17 protein-coding genes and 2 pseudogenes are annotated in these 20494 nt (G+C 62.5%); 14 read left to right on the top strand and 5 right to left on the bottom strand.

The features are described from left to right. The first annotated feature begins 36 nt into the window (after positions 1–36). Positions 37–843, top strand: a complete 807-nt coding sequence (locus HAP54_RS01455) for a lytic murein transglycosylase (protein WP_166298574.1) — start codon at positions 37–39, stop codon at positions 841–843. Between the two features lie 111 nt (positions 844–954). Next, on the top strand, positions 955–1803 hold the full coding sequence (locus tag HAP54_RS01450; RefSeq protein ID WP_166298573.1) for an FRG domain-containing protein: 849 nt from the start codon (positions 955–957) through the stop codon (positions 1801–1803). Positions 1804–2005: 202 nt separating this feature from the next. Here HAP54_RS01450 and HAP54_RS01445 read toward each other — a convergent pair whose 3' ends face one another. Next, positions 2006–2872, bottom strand: a complete 867-nt coding sequence (locus HAP54_RS01445; RefSeq protein ID WP_166298572.1) for an SDR family NAD(P)-dependent oxidoreductase — start codon at positions 2870–2872, stop codon at positions 2006–2008. A gap of 168 nt (positions 2873–3040) precedes the next feature. Between HAP54_RS01445 and HAP54_RS01440 the strand changes: the two genes are divergently transcribed. From HAP54_RS01440 to HAP54_RS01420, 5 genes are all read left to right on the top strand, one after another. Next, positions 3041–3445 carry a response regulator gene (locus HAP54_RS01440; RefSeq protein ID WP_166307300.1) on the top strand — a complete coding sequence of 135 codons (405 nt, stop codon included), beginning with the start codon at positions 3041–3043 and terminating at the stop codon, positions 3443–3445. Positions 3446–3577: 132 nt separating this feature from the next. Continuing rightward, entirely contained in the window at positions 3578–4435 is an 858-nt protein-coding gene (locus HAP54_RS01435; protein ID WP_166298571.1) for a dienelactone hydrolase family protein, read from the top strand. A gap of 22 nt (positions 4436–4457) precedes the next feature. Further along, complete coding sequence (locus HAP54_RS01430) at positions 4458–5069, top strand: LysE family translocator (RefSeq protein ID WP_166298570.1); 612 nt, start codon at positions 4458–4460, stop codon at positions 5067–5069. Between the two features lie 680 nt (positions 5070–5749). After that, positions 5750–6964, top strand: a complete 1215-nt coding sequence (locus HAP54_RS01425) for a GGDEF domain-containing protein (protein WP_166298569.1) — start codon at positions 5750–5752, stop codon at positions 6962–6964. A gap of 36 nt (positions 6965–7000) precedes the next feature. Next, positions 7001–7621: a peptidoglycan recognition protein family protein gene (locus HAP54_RS01420; RefSeq protein ID WP_166307297.1), complete on the top strand. Its 621-nt coding sequence runs from the start codon at positions 7001–7003 to the stop codon at positions 7619–7621. Between the two features lie 341 nt (positions 7622–7962). On the opposite strand, the gene HAP54_RS01415 is transcribed toward HAP54_RS01420, so the two are convergent. Then, a protein-coding gene (locus HAP54_RS01415; protein WP_166204126.1) for an IS3-like element ISRj2 family transposase occupies positions 7963–9092 on the bottom strand; the annotation gives its coding sequence in 2 pieces (ribosomal slippage) (positions 7963–8840 and positions 8840–9092; 1131 coding nt in all). A 294-nt stretch (positions 9093–9386) separates the two neighbouring features. Here HAP54_RS01415 and HAP54_RS01410 point away from each other — a divergent pair. The 4 genes and pseudogenes from HAP54_RS01410 to HAP54_RS01395 form a co-directional block, all read left to right on the top strand. Further along, a complete protein-coding gene (locus tag HAP54_RS01410) occupies positions 9387–10268 on the top strand; it encodes a L,D-transpeptidase (protein ID WP_166298568.1) in 882 nt (293 codons plus the stop codon). Between the two features lie 137 nt (positions 10269–10405). After that, positions 10406–11842: an IS1182 family transposase gene (locus HAP54_RS01405; protein WP_166298567.1), complete on the top strand. Its 1437-nt coding sequence runs from the start codon at positions 10406–10408 to the stop codon at positions 11840–11842. A gap of 316 nt (positions 11843–12158) precedes the next feature. Continuing rightward, the gene (locus HAP54_RS01400; RefSeq protein WP_166209588.1) at positions 12159–12536 is read left to right on the top strand and encodes a VOC family protein; all 378 of its coding nucleotides are present in this window, start codon (positions 12159–12161) and stop codon (positions 12534–12536) included. Between the two features lie 238 nt (positions 12537–12774). Continuing rightward, positions 12775–12897: pseudogene (locus HAP54_RS01395) on the top strand (N-acetylmuramoyl-L-alanine amidase); the annotation flags it as partial. A 12-nt stretch (positions 12898–12909) separates the two neighbouring features. On the opposite strand, the gene HAP54_RS01390 reads toward HAP54_RS01395, so the two are convergent. Continuing rightward, a complete protein-coding gene (locus HAP54_RS01390) occupies positions 12910–13257 on the bottom strand; it encodes a hypothetical protein (RefSeq protein ID WP_166298566.1) in 348 nt (115 codons plus the stop codon). 492 nt (positions 13258–13749) lie between these two features. Here HAP54_RS01390 and HAP54_RS01385 point away from each other — a divergent pair, with 492 nt between their 5' ends. Together HAP54_RS01385 and HAP54_RS01380 are read left to right on the top strand one after the other, a co-directional pair. Continuing rightward, positions 13750–15543, top strand: a complete 1794-nt coding sequence (locus HAP54_RS01385; RefSeq protein ID WP_166298565.1) for an adenylate/guanylate cyclase domain-containing protein — start codon at positions 13750–13752, stop codon at positions 15541–15543. Next, the gene (locus HAP54_RS01380) at positions 15440–16771 is read left to right on the top strand and encodes an IS1182 family transposase (protein ID WP_166297236.1); all 1332 of its coding nucleotides are present in this window, start codon (positions 15440–15442) and stop codon (positions 16769–16771) included. Before HAP54_RS01385 ends, HAP54_RS01380 begins: the two co-directional genes overlap by 104 nt. Before the next feature lie 399 nt (positions 16772–17170). Here the strand turns inward: HAP54_RS01380 and HAP54_RS01375 are convergent, their stop codons facing one another. Next, on the bottom strand, positions 17171–17545 hold the full coding sequence (locus tag HAP54_RS01375) for a transposase (protein WP_224741417.1): 375 nt from the start codon (positions 17543–17545) through the stop codon (positions 17171–17173). A gap of 118 nt (positions 17546–17663) precedes the next feature. Continuing rightward, positions 17664–18852, bottom strand: a pseudogene (locus HAP54_RS01370) (IS3 family transposase). A 466-nt stretch (positions 18853–19318) separates the two neighbouring features. Here HAP54_RS01370 and HAP54_RS01365 point away from each other — a divergent pair. Continuing rightward, positions 19319–20472 (top strand): IS3 family transposase gene (locus HAP54_RS01365; protein WP_166295259.1). Its coding sequence is split into 2 segments (ribosomal slippage): positions 19319–19568 and positions 19568–20472, totalling 1155 coding nucleotides; the frame shifts between segments, so codons are not numbered across the junction. Positions 20473–20494: the final 22 nt, after the last annotated feature.

The following is a 20494-nucleotide window of genomic DNA, read 5'->3' as shown; positions in this document are numbered from 1 at the left end:
GCCATGATCGGCCATTCGAAGCAGGAGGAAGTTTGCATGCTCAGGTGTCGTTTGGCGGTTGTGTTCGGCGCCTTGCTGCTTGCCACCCCCTCCTATGCCGCCCGCTGCGGCGGCAGTTTTCCCAGCTTCGTCCAGTCGATCTCGCAGGAGGCGGCTAGCGCCGGCATTTCGCAGGACGTGATCTCGTCGGCGCTCGGCGGGGTGCAGCAGGATGGCGGGGTGCTCGCGTTCGACCGGCGGCAGCGCTACACGTTCAACAAGACCTTTGAGCAGTATGTCGCAACCCGCGTCGGCGCCGGGCGCATCAATGGCGGCCGCGCGATGCTGCAGCGTCACGCCGCGCTGTTGTCGAAGATCGAGCAGCAATATGGCGTGCCGCGCCAGATCCTGGTCGCGATCTGGGGGCTGGAGACCGATTTCGGCAAGGGCGACATGGGCAAGCTGCCGGTGTTCCGCCTGCTTGCCACCATGGCGCATGATTGCCGCCGCACCGACCTGTTCCAGGGCGAGCTGTTGGCCGCGCTCAAGATCGTGCAGCGCGGCGATCTCCGCCTCAACGACATGATCGGCGCCTATGCCGGCGAGATCGGCCAGACGCAATTCCTGCCGTCGTCCTACATCAAGTACGGCGTCGATTTCGATGGCGACGGCCATGTCGATCTGCGCCACTCGGTCGCCGACGTGCTGGCCTCGACCGCGAACCTCCTGCACACCAACGGCTTCAAGATGGGCGCGCCCTATGGCGAGGGCACCGCCAATTTCGAGGCGATGCGCGAGTGGAACAGGGCGGTGATTTACCGCAAGACCATCGGGTATTTTGCCGATCAGCTCGTGGGGCGGTGAGGAATATCCCGCCGTCGTCATTCCGGGGCGCGCGAAGCGCGAACCCGGAATCTCGAGATTCCGGGTTCAGCCCTGCGGGCTGCCCCGGAATGACGGAATGAGTGGCCCTCTATGGAAACCATCGGCAGCCAAAAAATCTGGTCGTTCTTCGACCGCAGGGGATGCCAGGTTGCGAAGAACGCGGCGGTGCGGGAGGGGCCGGGCCACCGCGTCGGCTCCTATCTCGAACTCGCGACAAAAATCGCCGAGCTGCAATTCCTCAACCGCGATCATGTGCTGCTGTTTCGCGGCCAGGGCGCCGACTTTAGGAACATCAAGCGCAACTCGTCGCTGAAGCCGACGCTGTTTCGCAGCGGCCGTGGCAATCCGGATCAGGCGACGCTGGTGGCGCGGTTCGCGACGCTGGCCCGTGCCGAGCAGATCCTGATCGCGGAGTATGCGAAGGCAAAACTGCTCGGGCTGGAGCGGCTGAAGCGGCATCGCATCCTGCGCTGGTCGATCCTGCAGCATTACGAGGTCTGCACCACGCCGCTGCTCGACGTCACCCATTCGATCCGTATCGCGGCGTCGTTTGCCTCGCTGGCGGAGACCGGCACCGCGTTCCTCTATGTGCTCGGCGTGCCGAACCTCAGCGGCGCGATCACCGCCAGCGCCGAGGCCGGCCTGCAGATCGTGCGCCTCTCCAGCGTCTGCCCGCCATCGGCGGTGCGGCCGCACATCCAGGAGGGCTATTTGCTCGGCGAGTATCCGGAGATGTCAGGCACCGCGCAGAAGGAAAACTATTTTCCCTATGAGATGGATTTCGGCCGTCGGCTGGTCGCAAAATTCGCGTTCGCACCGGCATCGTTCTGGAAGAATGACAATTTTCCGCAGGTGACGAAGAGCGCGCTCTATCCGTCGGAGAAGAGCGATCCGCTGTTCCGGCTGGCGCTTGGGGTGAAGGAGCAGTTGGGCGGGTGAGGCGGCGGAACGAAATGCAAAGCTCGGGCAGATCGTGTCGCGAGAAGATGAAACTGGGTCCTCAATCACGCGTGTCATCGCCCGGCTTGACCGGGCGATCCAGTACGCCGCGGCCCCTCGGCTCAAGCACAGACGCCTCTAGAATACTGGATCACCCGCTTTCGCGGGTGATGACACCCGATTACCCGGCTACGCCCCGCATTCAACTCGCTCTCGCCGCATCCCTCGCCATCCGCCGCGCCGCGGTCTTCTCCATCTGCCGCTGCATCACCTTCCAGTAGGTGCCGGGGAGGAAGCGTTGCAGAAGGTCCATCAGGCGAGCGTCCTTGCCGATCAGGATGCGCGGCTGGTTTTTCTCGATGCCGGTGATGATGCATTGCGCGGCGTCGGCCGGCGTGGTCCTCGCCAGCGAATCGAAGCGCTCGATCGATTGCGCGCGGCGGGCATTGTCGGTGATGCCGCTTCCGGTGCGCGAGTTGCGCGCGATGTTGGTGGCGACGCCGCCGGGATGCACCACGGACAGCCTGACCGGACTGTTCGCCACCGCAAGCTCGTGGCGCAGGCTTTCCGAGAAGCCGCGCACCGCGAACTTGGCCGCGCAATAGGCGCTCTGGCCGGGCGGGGCGAGGATGCCGAAGATCGAGGAGATGTTGACGATATGCGCCTCGCGCTGCCGCGACAGCTGCGGCAGGAAGGCACGGGTGCCGTGCACCACGCCCCAGAAATTGATGTTGAACAGCCACTCCATCTGCGCCTGCCCGATCTCGCCGAACGCGCCGAGCAGCGCGACGCCGGCATTGTTGACGAGGATGTTGAGGCCGGGATGCACGGTGCCGGCGGCCTGCGCGAACGCCGTGATCTGCTCCGGCTCGCTGACATCGAGACGGTGCACGCTGACCTTGCGCGGGCCTGCTTTCGCGATCTCGGCAGCCACCGACTGCAGGCCGGCCTCGTCGCGGTCGGCGAGCGCCAGATCACAGCCGCGCTGCGCAAGTTCGAGCGCAAGCGCGCGGCCTATGCCGCTGGCGGCTCCGGTCACGGCGGCGGCGGATCCAGCGATCGCGGTCATGTCGGGTCAGCTCCATCTCAACAGGGGGCGCGGTGGCCGTGCGGGAACACGGCGGCTGTCCCCACTTTTCTCAAATTGGAACCGAACCATCCAGTGATTTTAGGCATTGAACCCGTGCTCGCTCTGAAAAACTGCAATCAAAAGGGAGGCCCAGCCATGGGATATTCTATGGGACAGTCGAGGCCCCACCGTGCGAAGGCCCTGGTCGTCGAGGACGACCCGATGCAGCGCGAGATGATCGAATTGCTGCTGGAGGAGAGCGAGTTCGACGTCATCGCCTGCGCGAGCGCGGAAGCCGCCGAACTGGTGTTGCAGGGCAACGGCGACAATGTCGTGCTGATGATGACGGATGTCGAGCTGGCCGGAAACATGACCGGCGTCGAGCTCGCTTATGCCGCGAAGAAATACAACCCCGATCTCGATGTCGTCGTCACCTCGGGCCGGCCGCTGCGGCAGCGCCTGCCCGATGGCGCGCTGTTCTGGGCAAAACCCTGGGCGCCGCTGGATGTGATCCGCCTTGCCGAGATGACGGCGTCGGCGCTGTCCGGCCGTGGGCCGCGCGGGTCTTTATAGCGCCGGTCGTCATAACGGAGTTGTCAGCGCAAGCGAGGCGCGGCCGGCCGGCCGCCGCTTCCGCCGCCCCGGACGCCGTGATATTGGCGGCTGATGTCCCGCCCGTGGTCGATCATCGGACTGGTCTGGTTCATGCTCGCGACCGCAATGGCTGGCGCGGCCGCGATCGCGGTGCCCGCGGCGGCGGCGGAGGCGATTGTCAATTTCCCCTCGCTGGACGGCGCGACCGACCTGATCGGCCATCTCACCCGTCCCGAGGGCGACGCGCCGGCGGCGGTTCTGATGCACGGCTGCTCCGGCCTCAACGACAAGAAGGGCCGCATCTTCGGTCTCTACCGCGCCTGGGCGCGCGCGCTCGCGGTGCAAGGCTATGTCACGCTGATCGTCGACAGCGCGTCGCCGCGCGGTCTCGGCCAGACCTGCTCGCGCGGACCGGACGCCCGCCGGATGTGGCGCGACCGGCCGAAGGACGCCTACGGCGCGCTCGGATATCTGCAGGGGCAGCCGTTCGTGAAGCCTGACCGCATCGCGCTGATGGGCTGGTCGCAGGGCGGCGGGGTGGCGCTGCTCTCGATCAACGACAAGAGCATCGGCCGGCCCGCCACGCTGGCGCAGGATTTTCGGGTCGCGGTGTCGTTCTATCCCGGCGTGTGCGCCGACATCTACCAGTCAAGGCCGTACACCAATGTCGAGCCGGACAGCTGGACCACAAGGGTGCCGCTGCTGGTGCTGATCGGCGAGGCCGACGTCTGGACGCCGTTCAAGCCGTGCGACGCCTTCATCGCGGCGGCCAAGGCGCGCGGCAATCCGGTCGAGCTGAAGAGCTATCCCGGCGCGGTGCACGCCTTCGACGCGCCGAACCTGCCGCGCACCGAGCTGCCGCAATATCAGATGCACGACGGCTCAATTCCCGTGATCGGGACCGATCCCGAAGCGCGCAAGGATGCCTTTCCCCGCGTGCTGGACTATCTGAAGCAACATCTGGAATGACGTGCCCCCGTGAGGATTTGAAATGACCTGGTCCTTCCTGCTGACCACCCTGATCGTGGTCGCTTCGCCCGGCACCGGCGTGCTCTATACGCTGGCGGTGGCGCTGACCCGGGGCTCGCGGGCGAGCGTGGCGGCGGCGTTCGGCTGCACGCTCGGGATCGTGCCGCAGATGATCGCGGCGATGCTGGGGCTCGCCGCCATCCTGCACACCAGCGCGTTGGCGTTCGCGGCGCTGAAATGGGGCGGCGTGGTCTATCTGCTCTACATGGCCTGGCAGGCGCTGCGCGAGCGCGGTGCGCTCGCTGTCGATACCGAGATCAAGCCGCGATCGAGCGGACGGGTGATCGTGACCGCGATCCTGATCAACATCCTCAATCCGAAACTGTCGATCTTCTTCCTGGCCTTCCTGCCGCAGTTCATCGCCGTCGACGAGCCGCATCCGCTGGCGCGGATGGTCGAGCTCAGCGGTGTGTTCATGGCGATGACCTTTGCCGTGTTCGCGGTCTACGGGCTGTTCGCGGCGTCGGTGCGCGACCGCGTCATCACCCGGCCGAAGGCGATGGCCTGGCTGCGGCGCAGCTTTGCCGCGGGCTTTGCCCTGCTCGGCGCCAAGCTTGCCTTCGCGGAGCGCTGACCGCGCCTAGCCTGCGCTGATGCAGGCAATAAAAAAGCAGGCCTTGCGCCTGCGGTGTTGCCCCATCCGTCCGGGGCCGACTCATTTGGATGGTGTATTTGAAGTTGATACTGTTGCGACCGGTGGTCCTGATCTGGATGTCCCGATCTGGGTGCCCGGGCAGGGCAGAGCCGCTACCCGGGCAAGAAACGGGTTACTTCTTCTTGGCGGCCTTCTTCTTCTTGGGGGCCTTTTTCGCCTTCGCCTTCTTCGCTTTCTTAGCCATAGTATCCTCTCAAGGTTTCATGGATTGAAACGCGACTCCGAGGCATGCTTGGCGGAGGGCCAGCCTCGCAACATCCTCAGTAGCAAACTCAGCAGATTCGGAGGCGGCTGCCGCGTGCTGTCACGGCGCTGTCATTGTGTTATCCACAGTTGTTAGCTGTTTTCGCCAGCTTTTTGCCGCGCTACGTGCGCCGCGCGGCGCATCCGGCATGCTTAACGATGCGCAAACGGCCGATGCGCACATCTTCATCAATTCAAAACCACAGCTTGGATTGGAGCATTGCGGGTGACAGTCCGTTAAGCGGCGCGGCCGCATCCTGTCCCGCAAGACAACGGGGATTGTCATTGGGGAAGCGCCCTAGGGGCGGCGGTCATTTCAGGAGAGGCGAGACCGATAGGGGTCTCGAACAGGGGCGATGTTGAGCGTTCCGACGCTTTGGACGGTATTCGTTATCAATTTTCTCGCGCTCGGCCTGATCTGGGCTTATGTCGCGCGCAGCTATCCTGCCTTCGGTGCAGCGCAATTCTGGACCGCGTCGGCGTTCGCCGCGGCGGCCGGTGCCGCCTGTGCCATGCTCCGCGTGGTGCTGACGGACTCGCTGCTGCCGCTGCTGGCGGCGGGGACGCTGATGGTGTTCGCCGCCGGCCTTGCCGCGATGGGCATCGAGCGGTTCTACGGCAAGCCGGTGGGCTGGCGCAGCACCATGCTGACCACCGCGCTCACCTTCGCCGGCCTTACCGTCTTCATCTTTGCCTATGACAGCATGCCGATGCGCATCCTGGTCTACACCATCGCGCAGGTCACGCCGTTCGCGTTGACGCTGAAGCTGCTGCTGTCGCCCGAGAACGGCCGCGTCAGTCCCGGCGCGCGGCTTGCCGGCATCGTCGCTTCGCTGCTGATCGGCATCTATGCGCTGCGCCTGGTCGGCGCCCTGCTGCAGCCCGGCGAATTCTCCTTCGTCCGCTTCAGTGCCGGCCAGTCGCTGGTGATCCTGCTGATGGTGTTCCTGTCGATGGCGCTCAATTTCGGCTTTCTGCTGATGGCGATCGACCGGCTGCGCAACGAGGTCGCCGACCTCGCGCTGCTCGACGACCTGACCGGCGTCGGCAACCGCCGCCATCTGCTACAGCGGCTGACCGAGGAATGCGCGCGCTCCGACCGCAACGGCGAGGCGTTCGCGTTGCTGGTGATCGACCTCGACGGCTTCAAGGGCATCAACGACACCCATGGCCACGCCGCCGGCGACGCCTGCCTGCAGCACTTCACGCTGATGGCGCAGACCAGGCTCCGCCCCGGTGACATGCTGGCCCGCACCGGCGGCGACGAGTTCTGCATCGTGCTGCCGTCCTCGACGCTGCGCGAGGGCGCGATGATTGCCCGCCGCGTGCTGGAGGTCTGCCGCGCCGATGCCGAGCAGTGCACCGGCCAGGACATTCCGATCGCGGTGTCGATCGGCGTTGCGCAATGGAGCCGCGAGATCGGCATGCATCCCGACCGCCTGATCGCCGCCGCCGACCACGCGCTGTACGACGCCAAGAAAGGCGGCAAGAACGGCTATGCGACCTACGAGCCCAAGCTGCCGCCCGAGATCGCCGATCTCGTGGAAGCGACCCTGCGCAAGCGCGCCTGAGCATGCTATCGAGGGACGACACTGGATCCTTCCGTGATGATGTCTCGCCTGCTCGCCGTACTTGCTGCGCTCGTGCTGTCCTCCGCGGCATCAGCTCAAATGTCCGATCTCGCGACCATCGCGCGATCGCAAGGCACGCCTGAGATTCCCGGGTTGAAAATGGTCTGGCTGTCGCCCTGGGGTGACGTCGCCAAGTCCCATCCCTGGCGCAACATCATCGTGCACCAGACCGAGGGCCCGCAGGGCTCGGCGCGGTTTGGCGCAGCAGAGCAGCACAACAACCCGACCCGGCGCGGCGTCATGGTCTGGGTCGAAACCGACGGCACGGTCTATTGGTCGGTCGCGGACAATTTGGTCCCGACCCACACCGACGGCGCCGACCGCAATGACAACAAGTATGTCGACAACAGCAAGACCTATCGGCAGGTGAACAAGGACACCTCGATCGGCGTCGAGTTCGCCGGCAACTATCCCGACGTCACGAAGGGCGCGACCGATGCACAGATCGCGGCGTGGCGGGTGCTGGTGCGGGTGCTGCGCGCGCGTTACGGCATCCCGCTCGACCACGTCTATGCGCACAACTGGATCGACTTCAAGGACGCCCGCTACTGCGAGGGCTGCGCGCTCGCGACCATGGCGCGGCAATGGGGCGAGTAGGGGCGCGTACGCGTCATGTGTGGACGAGGACACCCGGGCTAGCAAACAGCTGTCATCGCCCGGCTTCGACCGGGCGATCCAGTATTCCAGAGACAGCAGTTATTGCGCGTCCTCTCTCGACCCCGCGCCGTACGGGGTCCCCCGCTTTCGCAGCAGGACGACAGCTTCGTAGGATGGGTGGAGCGAAGCGATACCAGAGCTGGCGCCGGTTGTTTGGACAGCGCCCCGCGGGATTTAAGTGGATTCCTGCCGGGTTATGCTGAACGCGGGGCCTTACGATTTTGTCGTTGCGTCGGGAGGGCGTAGCCCGACCAGAGCGACGACAAAATCGTCGGCGACGGTCATGCGGCCATCACCATAGCTTGCGTGCCGAAGTAAGCCTCGTCGGGCGTGCGCCCGTCAAGGCTCGAGTGAGGGCGTCCCTGATTGTAGAAGGCCAGATACTTGGCAATTGACGCTCGCGCCTCGGACACGCTGTCGTAGGCGCGGAGATAAACTTCTTCGTATTTGACCGTGCGCCAGAGCCGCTCGACAAACACGTTGTCGCGCCAGGCGCCCTTGCCGTCCATGCTGATGGCGATCTTCGCGTCCAGCAGCACATCGGTGAACTCGAGGCTGGTGAACTGGCTGCCCTGGTCCGTGTTGAAAATCTCGGGCCTGCCGTGCTTCGCCAACGCCTCCTGGACCGCTTCGACGCAGAAGGCCGCCTCCATTGTGATCGAGACGCGATGGGCCAGGACCCGTCGGCTGAACACATCGACGACCGCCGCGAGATAGACGAAGCCACGCCGCATCGGAATGTAGGTGATGTCCATTGCCCACGCCTGGTCGGGCCGCTCGATCTTCAATCCGCGCAACAGGTACGGGTAGATCTTGTGACCCGGTGCCGGCTTACTCGTGTTCGGGCGACGATAGACCGCCTCGATCCCCATGCGCTTCATCAGCGTCGCGATGTGGCGGCGACCGGCGTATACGCCCTCCCGCCGCAGCAACGATCGCTGCATACGCGCTCCCGCGAAGGGATAATCGAGATGCAGCTCATCGAGCCGACGCATCAAGGCAAGGTCCTCGGCCGAAACTGGCCGAGGTTCATAGTAGACCGTGCTGCGAGCCAGCTTCAGGACCTTCGCCTGGCGCACGATAGAAAGATCATGACCGCGGTCGATCATCGCTTTGCGCTCAGCAGGCCCGCCTTGGTGAGCGCGCCGGACAAAAAATCGTTTTCCAACGCCAGCTCGCCGATCTTGGCATGTAACGCCTTCAAATCGACCGGCGTCTCGGCCGACGCCTTGTCATGCCCAAACACGCCGGCGGCGCCTTCCAGGAGCTGGTTTTTCCAGATCGTGATCTGGTTCGGATGAACATCAAACAGTTGCGCCAGCTCCGCCAGCGTCTTGTCGCCTTTGACCGCAGCCAAAGCAACCTTCGCCTTGAATGCCGGAGAATGCATCCGGCGGCTCTTCTTCGTCATCTTCGCTCCTGATTCGCAGCAAGAATCCTCGCCGCTGTCAGGCAGAAAATCCACTCAAGCTACTGTCCGAATTTGCGGAGCCAGCTCTACCCATCAACTTCGTGCCGCGCTGTGGGATGATGGGTATCGCTGTGCTCCACCCATCCTACCGACTGCCCGGATTTCGCTCAACCTTACGGAACAAGCGCTCGCGTTAACGACGCTTGGCGATTTCCAGCCTGAGCGAAATCGCTTCGAAGCTTGTTAAAATTTGCTGGGTACCTCTGCCAGCAAGGGATCAGGGGAAGAGAAGATATGGGCAAGCGGGCCAAACGTGGGAAGACTGAGGCGCTCGCGCTCGCGCTACCGGTGGCGGGAAGAGTTGCAATTGGCGCCGTGGCGGCTGTCGCATTGGGGTACGGTTTGCTGTGGCGTCCGGCGAGCGTCCAACCGATACGGAAGCAAGCCGCGCACCAGGTCCCGGCGCCATCGGCTCCGGTGCCATCGGCTCCTATTCACGTAGCGGCGCCGGTTCAGGCTCCTGCGCCAGCTCCGGTTCCAATCCCGGTCCCCGCGCCCCGGATCGAAACGCCAAAAGCCGCTGACGCTCCTGGAAAATTTGTTCGGCAGGTGGTTGATTACGCCAGTCACCAGGCGCCCGGCACCGTCGTCATCGATACCGGAAACACGTTCCTCTACCTCGTTCTGAACGACGGACAGGCGATGCGCTACGGCATCGGTGTCGGTCGCGAAGGCTTCACATGGTCCGGTGAACAGACCGTAGCCCGCAAGACAGAATGGCCGGATTGGCGTCCGCCGGGAGAGATGATTTCGCGCCAGCCTTATCTGCCGCGGTTCATGGCAGGGGGGCCCGGCAATCCGCTCGGCGCCCGGGCGATGTATCTGGGCGATACCGAATACAGAATTCACGGCACCAACAAGCCCGATACGATCGGGAAGCGGGTTTCGTCCGGCTGTATCCGGCTGACCAATGAGGACGTCGTGGACCTTTATGAACGAGTGAAAGTCGGAGCGAAAGTCATCGTGCTTCCGGCCCCCGCGGCCAATCGGCCGTCCCAGGGCGCGCCGCCCGACGCCGCCGTCCGATCACCGGATCTGGTACCGCCGTCGAACCGGCCCTCGGCAACCAGCGCGCAGATGCAATCATCTCGACCGAAGATGGCCGAGGCCCAGTAGCTTGATTCCTCTGTCCCGGGTCTACAACTGAGAGCAAACAGACATGCAAGTCGTCGGGTTTAATTCAGCTTCTGGCCCAGGCCGTGTGAAAACTCCGTCTCTGCTATTATTCTCCAATGAATCGGTGGGGACGGGCGATGGCGGGATTCGTGGAGGGGGTTGATCGCGGGCAGAGCACGTTGTTTCCCGCACTGCTCGACGACTACGTGGCCGAGGACAATCCGGTGCGTGCGGTTGATGTGTTCGTCGAGGGGCTCGATCTGGATAAGCTCGGCTTCGTTGGCGTCCAGCCACTCGACATGGGGCGACCCGGCTACCATCCCGGCATGATGCTCAAGCTCTACATCTACGGCTACCTCAATCGCGTGCCGTCGAGCCGACGCCTGGAGCGGGAATGCCAGCGCAATATCGAGATGATCTGGCTGACCGGGCAGTTGGCGCCGGACTTCAAGACTATCGCGGATTTCCGCAAGGACAATGGCAAGGCCATTCGTGAGGTCTGCCGCGAGTTCGTCGCGCTGTGCCGCAAGCTTGATCTGCTTGTTGGAGCGAGCGTCGCCATCGATGGATCGAAGTTCAAGGCTGTCAATGCGCGAGACAAGAACTTCACCGAGGCGAAGATGAAGCGGCGCCTCGAGCGGATCGACGAGAGCATCGCCCGCTATCTCTCGCAGCTCGAGACCGCCGATCGGCATGGCGATACAGTGCCAGAGGCGAAAGTTGCGAGGTTGAAGGGCAAGATCGAGAAGCTCAAGGAGGAGACCGGTCGGCTCAATGCGATCAATGCGGAGATGATGAAGAAAGAGGACAAGCAAATCTCGCTGACCGATCCTGACGCGCGCTCGATGGCGACCAGTGGCAAGGACACCGGGATTGTTGGCTATAACGTGCAGATTGCAGTTGATACGCAACATCATCTCATCGTGGCTCACGAGGTGACCAACGTGGGCACCGATCGCCACCAACTCGCCAAAATGGCCGGGCAGGCACGCGACGAGATGGCTGTCGAAACCCTCGAAGTCGTGGCAGACCGCGGCTATTACGATGGAGAGGCGATCAGGGCCTGCGAGGAAGCCGACATAACGGTGACGTTGCCGAAGCCGATGACTTCGGGCGCCAAAGCTGCTGGCCGCTTCGGCAAACAGGACTTCGTCTATGTCGCCGCCGAAGATGTTTATCGCTGTCCCGCCGGCGAGCAACTAACTTATCACTATACGAACGTAGAGGATGGAAAGACACTGCGTCGCTATTGGACAAGCACCTGCAAAACCTGCGCGCTAAAAGCTCAGTGCACGACAGGCCCCGAGCGCCGCATCTCACGCTGGGAGCACGAGGCCGTTCTGGAGAAAGTTCAGGATCGGCTCGACCACAGCGCCAATGCAATGGGTGTCCGCCGCCGGACAGTGGAGCATCCGTTCGGCACGTTGAAGTGTTGGATGGGAGCAACGCACTTTCTCACGAAAAAGCTGCCAAAGGTGGCCGCCGAGATGGCGCTCAACGTGCTCGCCTACAACATGAAACGCGTGATGATGATCCTGGGCGTAGGCGGATTGCTGGAGGCGATGCGGGCGTGAGGCCGACCTCCGCGCGACCAAGTCCGCGCCTACATGAAGTTCCTGGTTGCCACTGGGCTCGCTTCCACCGAATTAGAAGCTCGGCGGCCGCGAAATGCACCAGTGCGCCGCAAGTTACACGATTTTCACACGGCCTGGGCCCTTAGCCGACATGGCCAAGAGCGCCTCTTTTGTCCGCTCCTGAGGCTAATGCGAACATTCGTCGGCAGGCGGCGGTCATCTGGCTGCCCAGCTCCAACTCCCACCTTAAAGGTGACAAATTTTCAGACATTGAGAAGAGCGGACGAAAGTTGTTGCATGACGTCGGAGTGCACTAATGAGCCCTTCTGGAGCTTTGATCGCGATCCTGCCGTGTAATGACCTTGATGCGTCGGAGCGGTTCTACAATCGGCTGGGCTTTGCGCGCCCGGACAGCGAAAGGCCTGCTCCGGGAGAGCCCGACACCTATCGCATGCTGTCGAACGGGAAGGGCGGATATTTACATCTGACGGACGCGGTCGAGGGATGGTTAACGCCGGGCAGAAACCCTTTTGGGCTTTATCTATACCTCGAGAGTGTTGATGCTGCGGCGCGCGAATTTCAGCAATCACCCGAAGACAAGCCGTGGGGGATGTACGAATTTGCGATCTCTGACCCAGATGAAACATTGGTCCGTGTCGGTTGGCCAAGCCGTCTCCGCGCCGGAGCGCAATAATTCGTCCGCACTGGCCCTTGGCTGACATGACTAAGTGCGGTTCGTTTGTCCGCTACCGAGGCTGATGCGGATATTTGTCGGCAGGCGGATTTCTGGCTACACGCCCTGGATCGAGGTGCGTGCCGAAGCACCATGGCAAAAACCAGCTTCGCAGGACGGGTGGAGCGAAGCGATACCCGTCAACCTTGTCCTGCGCGGTGGGATGATGGGTATCGCGGCGCTCCGCCTATCCTACAGACTGCGCGCGCGTTACGGCATCGCGCTGGAGCACGTCTACGCGCACAACTGGATCGACTTCAAGGATGCCCGCTACTGCGAAGGCTGCGCGCTCGCGGCCATGGCGCGGCGGTGCGGTGAGTAGGATAGCGCTCGTTCAGATCGGCTGCGCCATCCAGCGGAAGAACCGGCTGATGGCGCCGGGCGGCCGCGCCACCTCCGGCTCATCGGGCTGTTCGGCCGCGAGGAAGCGGTCAGAGATGTAGTCCAGAAACCGCAAGTCGTTCGGCTCGGTAACCGTAAAGCTCTCGCCGCCGGTGAACACGGTGTAGTCGTAGAAGAACGGACCGACGAACGGCATCGCCGCCGGCGCGGCGGAGTCCTTCGAGAACACGAAGTCGGAGGGCTCGAGCCCGCCCTCGGTCATCGCCCGCTCCAGTGCGGGCAGCTTGCTCGTGAACTCGGCGGAGAAGCCGCCGACGGTCGATTGCAGTGTGATCGGCATCACAACCTCGCATCCGCGCCCGCCCCCGTGGCGATCGCTTCCCGATTGGTCGATCGAGGGGGAGCGGAGGTTCGTGGGCGTCGGCGAAGCGCGTGCTGAAAATCACGCCCAAACAAAAAAGCCGGCGTTGCCGCCGGCTTTCGCGTCTCTTGGCTCGACTCCGCGCGTTAGTGCGCGGCTCCGAGAGCAGCTTTCCGACGGGCAATCGTGCCCTTGACGGCGGGCTACACCTTCTCCAACGCGCGGGACAACTGGATCGACTTCAAGGACGCCCGCTACTGCGAGGGCTGCGCTCGCGGCGATGGCGCGGCAGTGGGGCGAGTGGGGCGCGTACTCCATTAAAATCCGGGAGGCCCGCTTTCGGAGACGAAGCAGAAACCCGATCCGACCTCAGGCCTATCGCCTTCTGACCCATCTCGGACACTGGACCTATCGGACATTGGCCCACTTTTCTGCTAAGCTGGCCCTTGATTTTCCGGTCCGAGGTGCGTCTTGAGCAACGAGCGCGTGGAACGGCGACTGGCAGCGGTGCTGGCGGCGGATGTTGCGGGATATAGTCGGCTGATGGGGGCCGACGAAGAAGAGACGCTGGCCCGGCTAAAGGCTGTAAGGAAGACCACCGTTGACCCCACCATAGCCTCCCATCGAGGCCACATGGTCAAGACGACCGGTGACGGCATGCTGATCGAGTTCGCCAGCGCCGTCGATGCGGTGCGCGGTGCAGTTGAAATCCAGCGCAGTGTGGCCGAGCAGAATGCCGGCGTGCCGCCCGATCAAAGGATCGAATTCCGGATCGGTATTCATGTCGGTGACGTCATTTTTGATGACAACGACATCTTCGGCGATGGTGTCAACATTGCCGCCCGCCTTGAGAGCATCGCCGAACCGGGCGGGATCTGCATGTCCGATGATGCTTATCGGCAGGTGCGGGGCAAAGTTGAAATTGCCTATGATGATATAGGACAGCAGTCCCTCAAAAACATTGCCGAGCCTATGCGGGCGTGGCGGGTTCGGCCGTCTGGTCAAACCCCTTCCGAAGTAAGATCAGGTTCGGCTGTGAGCCAGCCTCCGGTGCTCTCGCTTCCCGACAAACCATCCATCGCCGTGCTGCCGTTCCAGAACATGAGCGGCGATCCCGAGCAGGAATATTTCGCTGATGGGCTCACAGAAGATATTATAACAGAACTGGCCCATACCAGCACGATGTCGGTAATCGCTCGCAACTCGACATTTGTCTACAAGGGCAAGGCTGTCGACGTGAAGCAGGTTGGACGCGACCTCGGTACCCGTTACGTGCTTGAGGGCAGCGTCCGGCGCATAGACCGGCGTGTTCGTGTCACTGCGCAGCTAGTCGAGACCGCAATGGGGCGCCACCTATGGGCCCAGAAATACGACCGCGATCTCGCTGACATCTTTGAAATACAGGACGAAATCACGCGCAGCGTCGTGGGCTCGACCCAATGTCAAGTTGTCTTTAGCGAAGGGGTTCTGGCTGAACGAAGCGAGAGACCGGATTTTCGCACTTGGGATCTCGCCAAGCGCGGGTGGAAGGAAATTTACGGGCTGACGTCGGAAAGCATCGCAACAGCGCGCGAGATCGCGGTCGAAGTCACGCGCATCGATCCATCATTTGCGAAGGGTCATCAGCTTCTTGCTGCTGCGACATATCATTTGGCGTTGATGGGCTTTTCCAGCAACCCACGGGAAATGCTTGAGGCAGCTTTGCAGTCAGCCCAGAAAGCGATCCGGCTCGATGATGCCGATGAATATTCGTATTGGATGCTGGGCGGTATTCTGGGTCAGGGTCTTGGGTACCATGACAAGGCCATCGCGGCCTATCGACGAGCCCTTGAGCTCAATCCAAATTTCTTGATTGCTTTTGGCAGTCTCGGCACGGTGCTTGCCCTCGCTGGACGGGCAGAAGAGAGTATCCAAAATTCGGAGACATGCCTCAGGTTGAACCCGCGCGAACCGGGCAACTTTTTCCGCTTCTCTGGGCTTGCGCTGGCATATTTTGTTGCCCAGGACTACGTCAAAGCTCGCGAGTGGTCCGAAAAAGCCGTGCAGCGTAAGCGAGACTGGTGGCAAGGCCATGCCCTTCTTGCCGTTAGCTTTGCGCTGCTAGGAGCTTGTCTGGATAGTCGCTGTTCAAATCTGGTCGGGTCTGATTCAACATTGGGCGATGAGCAAGTATTTTCGGCCTTGGAACATCGATCAGACGCTGCTTCTGCCGCCGAATGTGCAGGACTTCGTGCCGAAAGGCCATGTCTCGCGGTTTATGGTTGATCTGGTGCGGGAGAGCCTCGATCTCAGGGAGATCATGGGCAGCTATGTGAGCGGGCTTGGGCAGCCGCCGTTTGATCCGCGGATGATGGTGGCGCTGCTGCATAGCTATGCGAGTGGGCTGTATTCGTCGCGTCGGATTGCCAAGGCCTGCCGGGAGCGGAACGATTTTGTGATGATCGTGGCGCTGGATGCGCCGGATTTTCGGACGATCAGCGACTTTCGCAAGCGACATTTGAAGGCGCTCGGCGCGCTATTCGTGCAGGTTCTGAAGTTGTGCGAGACGGCCGGGCTGGTCAAGCTCGGTCATGTCGCGCTGGATGGTACGAAGATCAAGGCGAACGCGTCGAAACACAAGGCGATGAGTTATGAGCGCATGAAGAAGCGCGAGGCGGAATTGAAGGCCGAGGTCGCTCGCATGCTGGCGGCCGCCGAGGCGGCGGATGCCTCGGAGGATGAGACTTTCGGCAACAGCGACGAACTGCCGGACTGGACCGTCGACAAGCAGAAACGGCTGGCGAAGATCCAGCAAGCGATGGCGGCGCTGGAAGCGGACGCCAAACTGGCGGCGGAGGAAGAGCGCCGCATCGAGGCCGAAAAGGAACAGCAGCGCCAGGCCGAAGGCCGCAAGAAGCCGGGCAAACCGGCGGCGCTGCCATCGGAGGAACCCAATCCCAAGGCGCAACGCAACTTCACCGATCCGGAAAGCCGCATCATGAAGTCGAAGGATGGCTTCGTTCAGGCCTATAATGCCCAGGCGGCCGTCGATGCACATGCCCAGATCATTGTCGCGCAAGAACTGACCCAGCACGGCAGCGATCAGGGCCAGTTGGTGCCCCTGATCGAGGCCATCGAGAGCAATCTTGGCCGCAAGCCGCGGCAGGCCTCAGCGGATTCCGGCTACTGCAGCGAAGCCAATCTCGAAGCGCTCGACACACGCAGCATCGATGGCTATGTCGCGCCCGGACGCGCCAAGCACCCGACAGTAGCGAACGGAAAAGTCGGCGGCCCGCTGACACAGGCCATGCGAAAGAAGATCGACGATGGCGGCTTCGAAACACCCTACCGATTGCGAAAGCAAGTGGTGGAGCCGGTGTTCGGGCAGATCAAACAGGCAAGAGGCTTCCGCCAGTTCCTGTTGCGGGGCATCGAGAAAGTGCGCGCCGAGTGGACAATGATCTGCACCGTCCATAACCTCCTCAAGCTGTTCAACCTCGCAAACGCAGCCTGAGCCTGCTACTCTACAACAAATGCCCGTCACGAAAACATATCTGGACGGGCTCCTAGGCGAGCAAGATGCGGCGCGCGCGGCGATCGGTGATTGGCTTCTCGCGATCCCGAGCGCAACCGTGAGCAATTTGCCACCAATACCATTCAGAAATGCAACGGACGCGGAACGTTTCCGAGACGCCCTTCGCAAGGCGGGTCTCCCGGAATGACGCAATAATCACCTCCAGCTAGAGTTGTGAAAGTCCACTCCTGGGCCCTTAGCGGACATGGCCGAGAGTGCCTCTTTTGTCCGCTCCTGAGGCTAATGCGGACATTCGTCGGCAGGCGGATCTTTGGGCATACGTTCTAGATCGAGGTGCGTGCCGAAGGATCATGCCAAAAACCAGCCCCGTAGCAACCATTAAGTCGCGGACGCCTGTTCGCGCCAAGGCGTTCCGCGCTGGATGACAGTGTTGGCATAGATCAGCAGCTTTCGCGCGCAAGCGATGAGAGCTGCGTTGTGGGCCTTTCCGGCTGCGGTTAGGCGTGTGTAGAGCACAATGAGGGCCTTGTTCCAGCGGAATGCCGCCGGAAGCGCCGCAGCAAACAGCGAACGTCGCAGCCGAGCCCGACCGCCGGCGATGCGCCGTTGGCCTTTATGTTGCCCACTGTCGTTGTCGAAGGGCGCGAGCCCCGCGAGGGCCGCAGCCTCCTCGCGGCTGACACGGCCGAGTTCGGGCATGCGGATCAAGAGCGCGAGTGCGGTGCGTTCGCCGATCCCGGGAATGCTGAGCACGAGGTCAAGGCGGGCAGCGAGATCGCGGTGAGCGCGTAGTTGCCTGGCAAGGTAACGGATCTGGGCGAGCCGCCGTGCCTTCAGCGGGGCTGATCTTCCCCCGAAAAAATGGACAAGGTTAAGCTGCTTTTAGCTCCATCTCGATCGGACTGACATAGCCGATGGCGGAGTGACGACGAGTTCGATTGTAGAAGCCTTCAATGTAAGCAAAGATATCACGTGTGGCCTCTGCGCGTGTTGCATAGTGAGTGTGGTAGACGAGCTCGATTTTGAGCGTGTGAAAGAAGCTCTCCATTGGAGCATTGTCATAGCAGTCGGCCTTGCGGCTCATCGATGCCCTCAAGCCGGCAGATTGCACGACCTTGCGGTATTCCGCCGATGCGTATTGGACGCCGCGATCGGAATGATGGATCAGACCGGCGCCAGGCCGCTGCGCTGAGACGGCCATCCGCAAGGCTGCCAGCGGCAGCTCGGCACGCAAATGATCCGCCATCGCCCAGCCGACGATCCTGCGGCTGTACAAATCCATGACGGTGGCCAGATAGAGCCAACCCTGATCGGTCTCGATGTAGGTGATATCGGCGAGCCAGATCCGGTTCGGCGCAGTGGCGGTGAAGTTGCGCTCGAGCAGGTTCGCCGCGATCGGGAGGTCGTGACGGCTATCGGTCGTCCGCACCCGGCGAGGCCGTGCCATGATGGCCCTGATACCGTGATGGCGCATCAGCCGCTCGATGCGGCCACGGCTCGCCCCGCGGCCCTGGGCCTTCAATTCGACATGGATACGCGGGCTGCCGTAGCGTCCGTTTGTCTCGCGATGGACGCGCTTGATGTCGTCGACAAGCTCACGGTTGGCGACCGATCGCTGGCTCTCCGGCCGGGAGCGCCAAGCATAATAGCCGGCCGGCGAGACACCGAGCACGTCGCACAGGATCGTCACAGGATCGTCACAGGATAGTCGGCGCGGCGATCTTCGATGAAGCGGAATCTCATTTCGGCCCCCCAGCAAAGATCGCGATCGACTTTTTTAAAATGTCGCGCTCCATGCGCAGCCGCTCGTTCTCTCGCTGCAGACGAGCGATCTCCGCCGCGTGGTCCGCCGACGGCAGCGTCGCTTGCGTTGTGGGGCGCCGCGCCGCAGCCGTCGGCTCTCGCCCAGTTCCACGTAGTTCCACCCAGCGCCGCAAAACTGAATCGCGCAGGCCAAGTTCCTTGGCCACCGATCCGATCGAGCGGCCACTCGAAGCGACCAGATCGACCGCTTGCCGCTTATAGTCGTCCGTAAACGACCTACGCTGACGTCCTTCCATCCAACACCTCTCCTGGCTCTTCGAGCCTACTACAGGTGTCCATCAATTCGGAGGAGGTTCAGGGCAATGTCACCCAGCACCAGGCGTCTCAGCGCGGGCTGATCGATATGCTCCAGCCGGGTCTTCAAGATTGATTGTGACGTTGACGACCGCTTGTGTCACTTTTCCGACCTGACAGGCCAGGCTGACCATGTCCGTTCGTGAGGGCGAAGCGGACTTCCCGGTTGCTCTCCAGGACTTCTGGGTTTGACCTAGGCTGTGAAGGGGATCACGATATGAGGGCAACACACTTCACGGTGGCCTCTGTGCTCGCAGGTCTGGGAAGTTGCTTCGTGGCCGTAATGCCCGTCGCCGCACAGCAGAGCGCTCCGCAGCCCTTGCGAGGTGATCAAGCGATGTCGCCTATTAAGCTGCTGCCGGTTTGATGGACACCGAGATTAGGTGTTTCATGAAGCCGGAGGTGGCGATGAAAAGACGGAAGTTCAGCCGCGAGTTCAAGGTCGAGGCGGTCAAGCTGGTGCGGGAACGTGGGGTGTCGGTGGCGCAAGCTGGCCGTGACCTGGATGTTCATGAGAATGTTCTCCGCAAATGGGTGAAGGAGTTGGGCTCCGACCCGGCGCAAGCCTTTCCCGGCCACGGGCAGATGAAGCCGGAGCAGCAGGAGATCGAGCGGCTGCGCCGTGAGGTCGCCAAGCTGAAGGCCGAGCGGGATATCCTAAAAAAGGCCGCAGCCTACTTCGCGAAGGAAGCGACATGAAGTTCGCCTTCGTCGCGAAGCACCGGACGATCTGGCCGGTGGCATGGCTATGCGATGCGCTGGGAGTGTCGCGGTCGGGCTTCCATGCCTGGCTGAACCGCTCTCCCAGCGCCAGATCCCGCAGCGACGAGGAGCTCGGCGGCAAGGTCAAGGCCAGCTTCGCCGCCAGCGACCGCACCTATGGCGCACGCCGGGTGTGGCGTGACCTGCTCGCCGACGGGGCGGATTGCGGCCTGCACCGGATTGAGCGGCTGATGCGCCTGCAAGGCTTGCGGGCGCGGCCGCGACGTCGGCGCTTACCGAAGGACAGCGGCGATCGACAGCTCGAGACCGTACCGGCGAACCTCCTTGACCGGCAGTTCGCCGCCGAGCGGCCGAACCAGAAGTGGATCGCCGACTTCACCTATCTCTGGACGGCCGAAGGCTGGCTCTATGTCGCAGCGGTGATCGACCTGTTCTCACGCCGCGTGGTGGGCTGGTCGATGAGTGCCTCCATGACGGCACAGCTCGTGACGGACGCATTGTTGATGGCCGTCTGGCGGCGCGGCAAGCCGGATGCGCTGTTGCATCACTCCGACCAGGGCAGCCAGTACACCAGCGAGCAGTTCCAGCGCCTGATGGCCGACCACGGCATCGTTTGCAGCATGAGCCGCTCCGGCAACGTCTGGGACAACGCGGCGATGGAGAGCTTCTTCTCCTCGCTCAAGACCGAGCGTACGGCCAACAAGATTTATCAAACCAGAGATGAGGCACGCGCCGATGTGTTCGACTACATCGAACGATTTTACAACACGACCCGCAGGCACTCGACCATCGGCTATCTCAGCCCGGTTGAGTTCGAGCGCAAGGTGGGATTAGCTTAAGCGGGTGTCCATCAAACCGGCA

It is taken from the genome of Bradyrhizobium sp. 2S1, assembly GCF_011516625.5.
In the GTDB taxonomy this organism is placed as follows: Bacteria; Pseudomonadota; Alphaproteobacteria; order Rhizobiales; family Xanthobacteraceae; genus Bradyrhizobium; species Bradyrhizobium septentrionale.
Note: the sequence above shows the minus strand (reverse complement) of the source record. Positions and strands in the feature narration are given on the sequence as shown.

Excerpts from the sequence above, each read along its gene's own strand:
- HAP54_RS01455 (WP_166298574.1), top strand. The coding sequence starts at position 37 with ATGCTCAGGTGTCGTTTGGCGGTTGTGTTCGGCGCCTTGCTGCTTGCC.
- HAP54_RS01450 (WP_166298573.1), top strand. The coding sequence starts at position 955 with ATGGAAACCATCGGCAGCCAAAAAATCTGGTCGTTCTTCGACCGCAGG.
- HAP54_RS01445 (WP_166298572.1), bottom strand. The coding sequence starts at position 2,872 with ATGACCGCGATCGCTGGATCCGCCGCCGCCGTGACCGGAGCCGCCAGC.
- HAP54_RS01440 (WP_166307300.1), top strand. The coding sequence starts at position 3,041 with ATGGGACAGTCGAGGCCCCACCGTGCGAAGGCCCTGGTCGTCGAGGAC.
- HAP54_RS01435 (WP_166298571.1), top strand. The coding sequence starts at position 3,578 with ATGCTCGCGACCGCAATGGCTGGCGCGGCCGCGATCGCGGTGCCCGCG.
- HAP54_RS01430 (WP_166298570.1), top strand. The coding sequence starts at position 4,458 with ATGACCTGGTCCTTCCTGCTGACCACCCTGATCGTGGTCGCTTCGCCC.
- HAP54_RS01425 (WP_166298569.1), top strand. The coding sequence starts at position 5,750 with ATGTTGAGCGTTCCGACGCTTTGGACGGTATTCGTTATCAATTTTCTC.
- HAP54_RS01420 (WP_166307297.1), top strand. The coding sequence starts at position 7,001 with ATGATGTCTCGCCTGCTCGCCGTACTTGCTGCGCTCGTGCTGTCCTCC.
- HAP54_RS01410 (WP_166298568.1), top strand. The coding sequence starts at position 9,387 with ATGGGCAAGCGGGCCAAACGTGGGAAGACTGAGGCGCTCGCGCTCGCG.
- HAP54_RS01405 (WP_166298567.1), top strand. The coding sequence starts at position 10,406 with ATGGCGGGATTCGTGGAGGGGGTTGATCGCGGGCAGAGCACGTTGTTT.
- HAP54_RS01400 (WP_166209588.1), top strand. The coding sequence starts at position 12,159 with ATGAGCCCTTCTGGAGCTTTGATCGCGATCCTGCCGTGTAATGACCTT.
- HAP54_RS01390 (WP_166298566.1), bottom strand. The coding sequence starts at position 13,257 with ATGCCGATCACACTGCAATCGACCGTCGGCGGCTTCTCCGCCGAGTTC.
- HAP54_RS01380 (WP_166297236.1), top strand. The coding sequence starts at position 15,440 with ATGAGCAAGTATTTTCGGCCTTGGAACATCGATCAGACGCTGCTTCTG.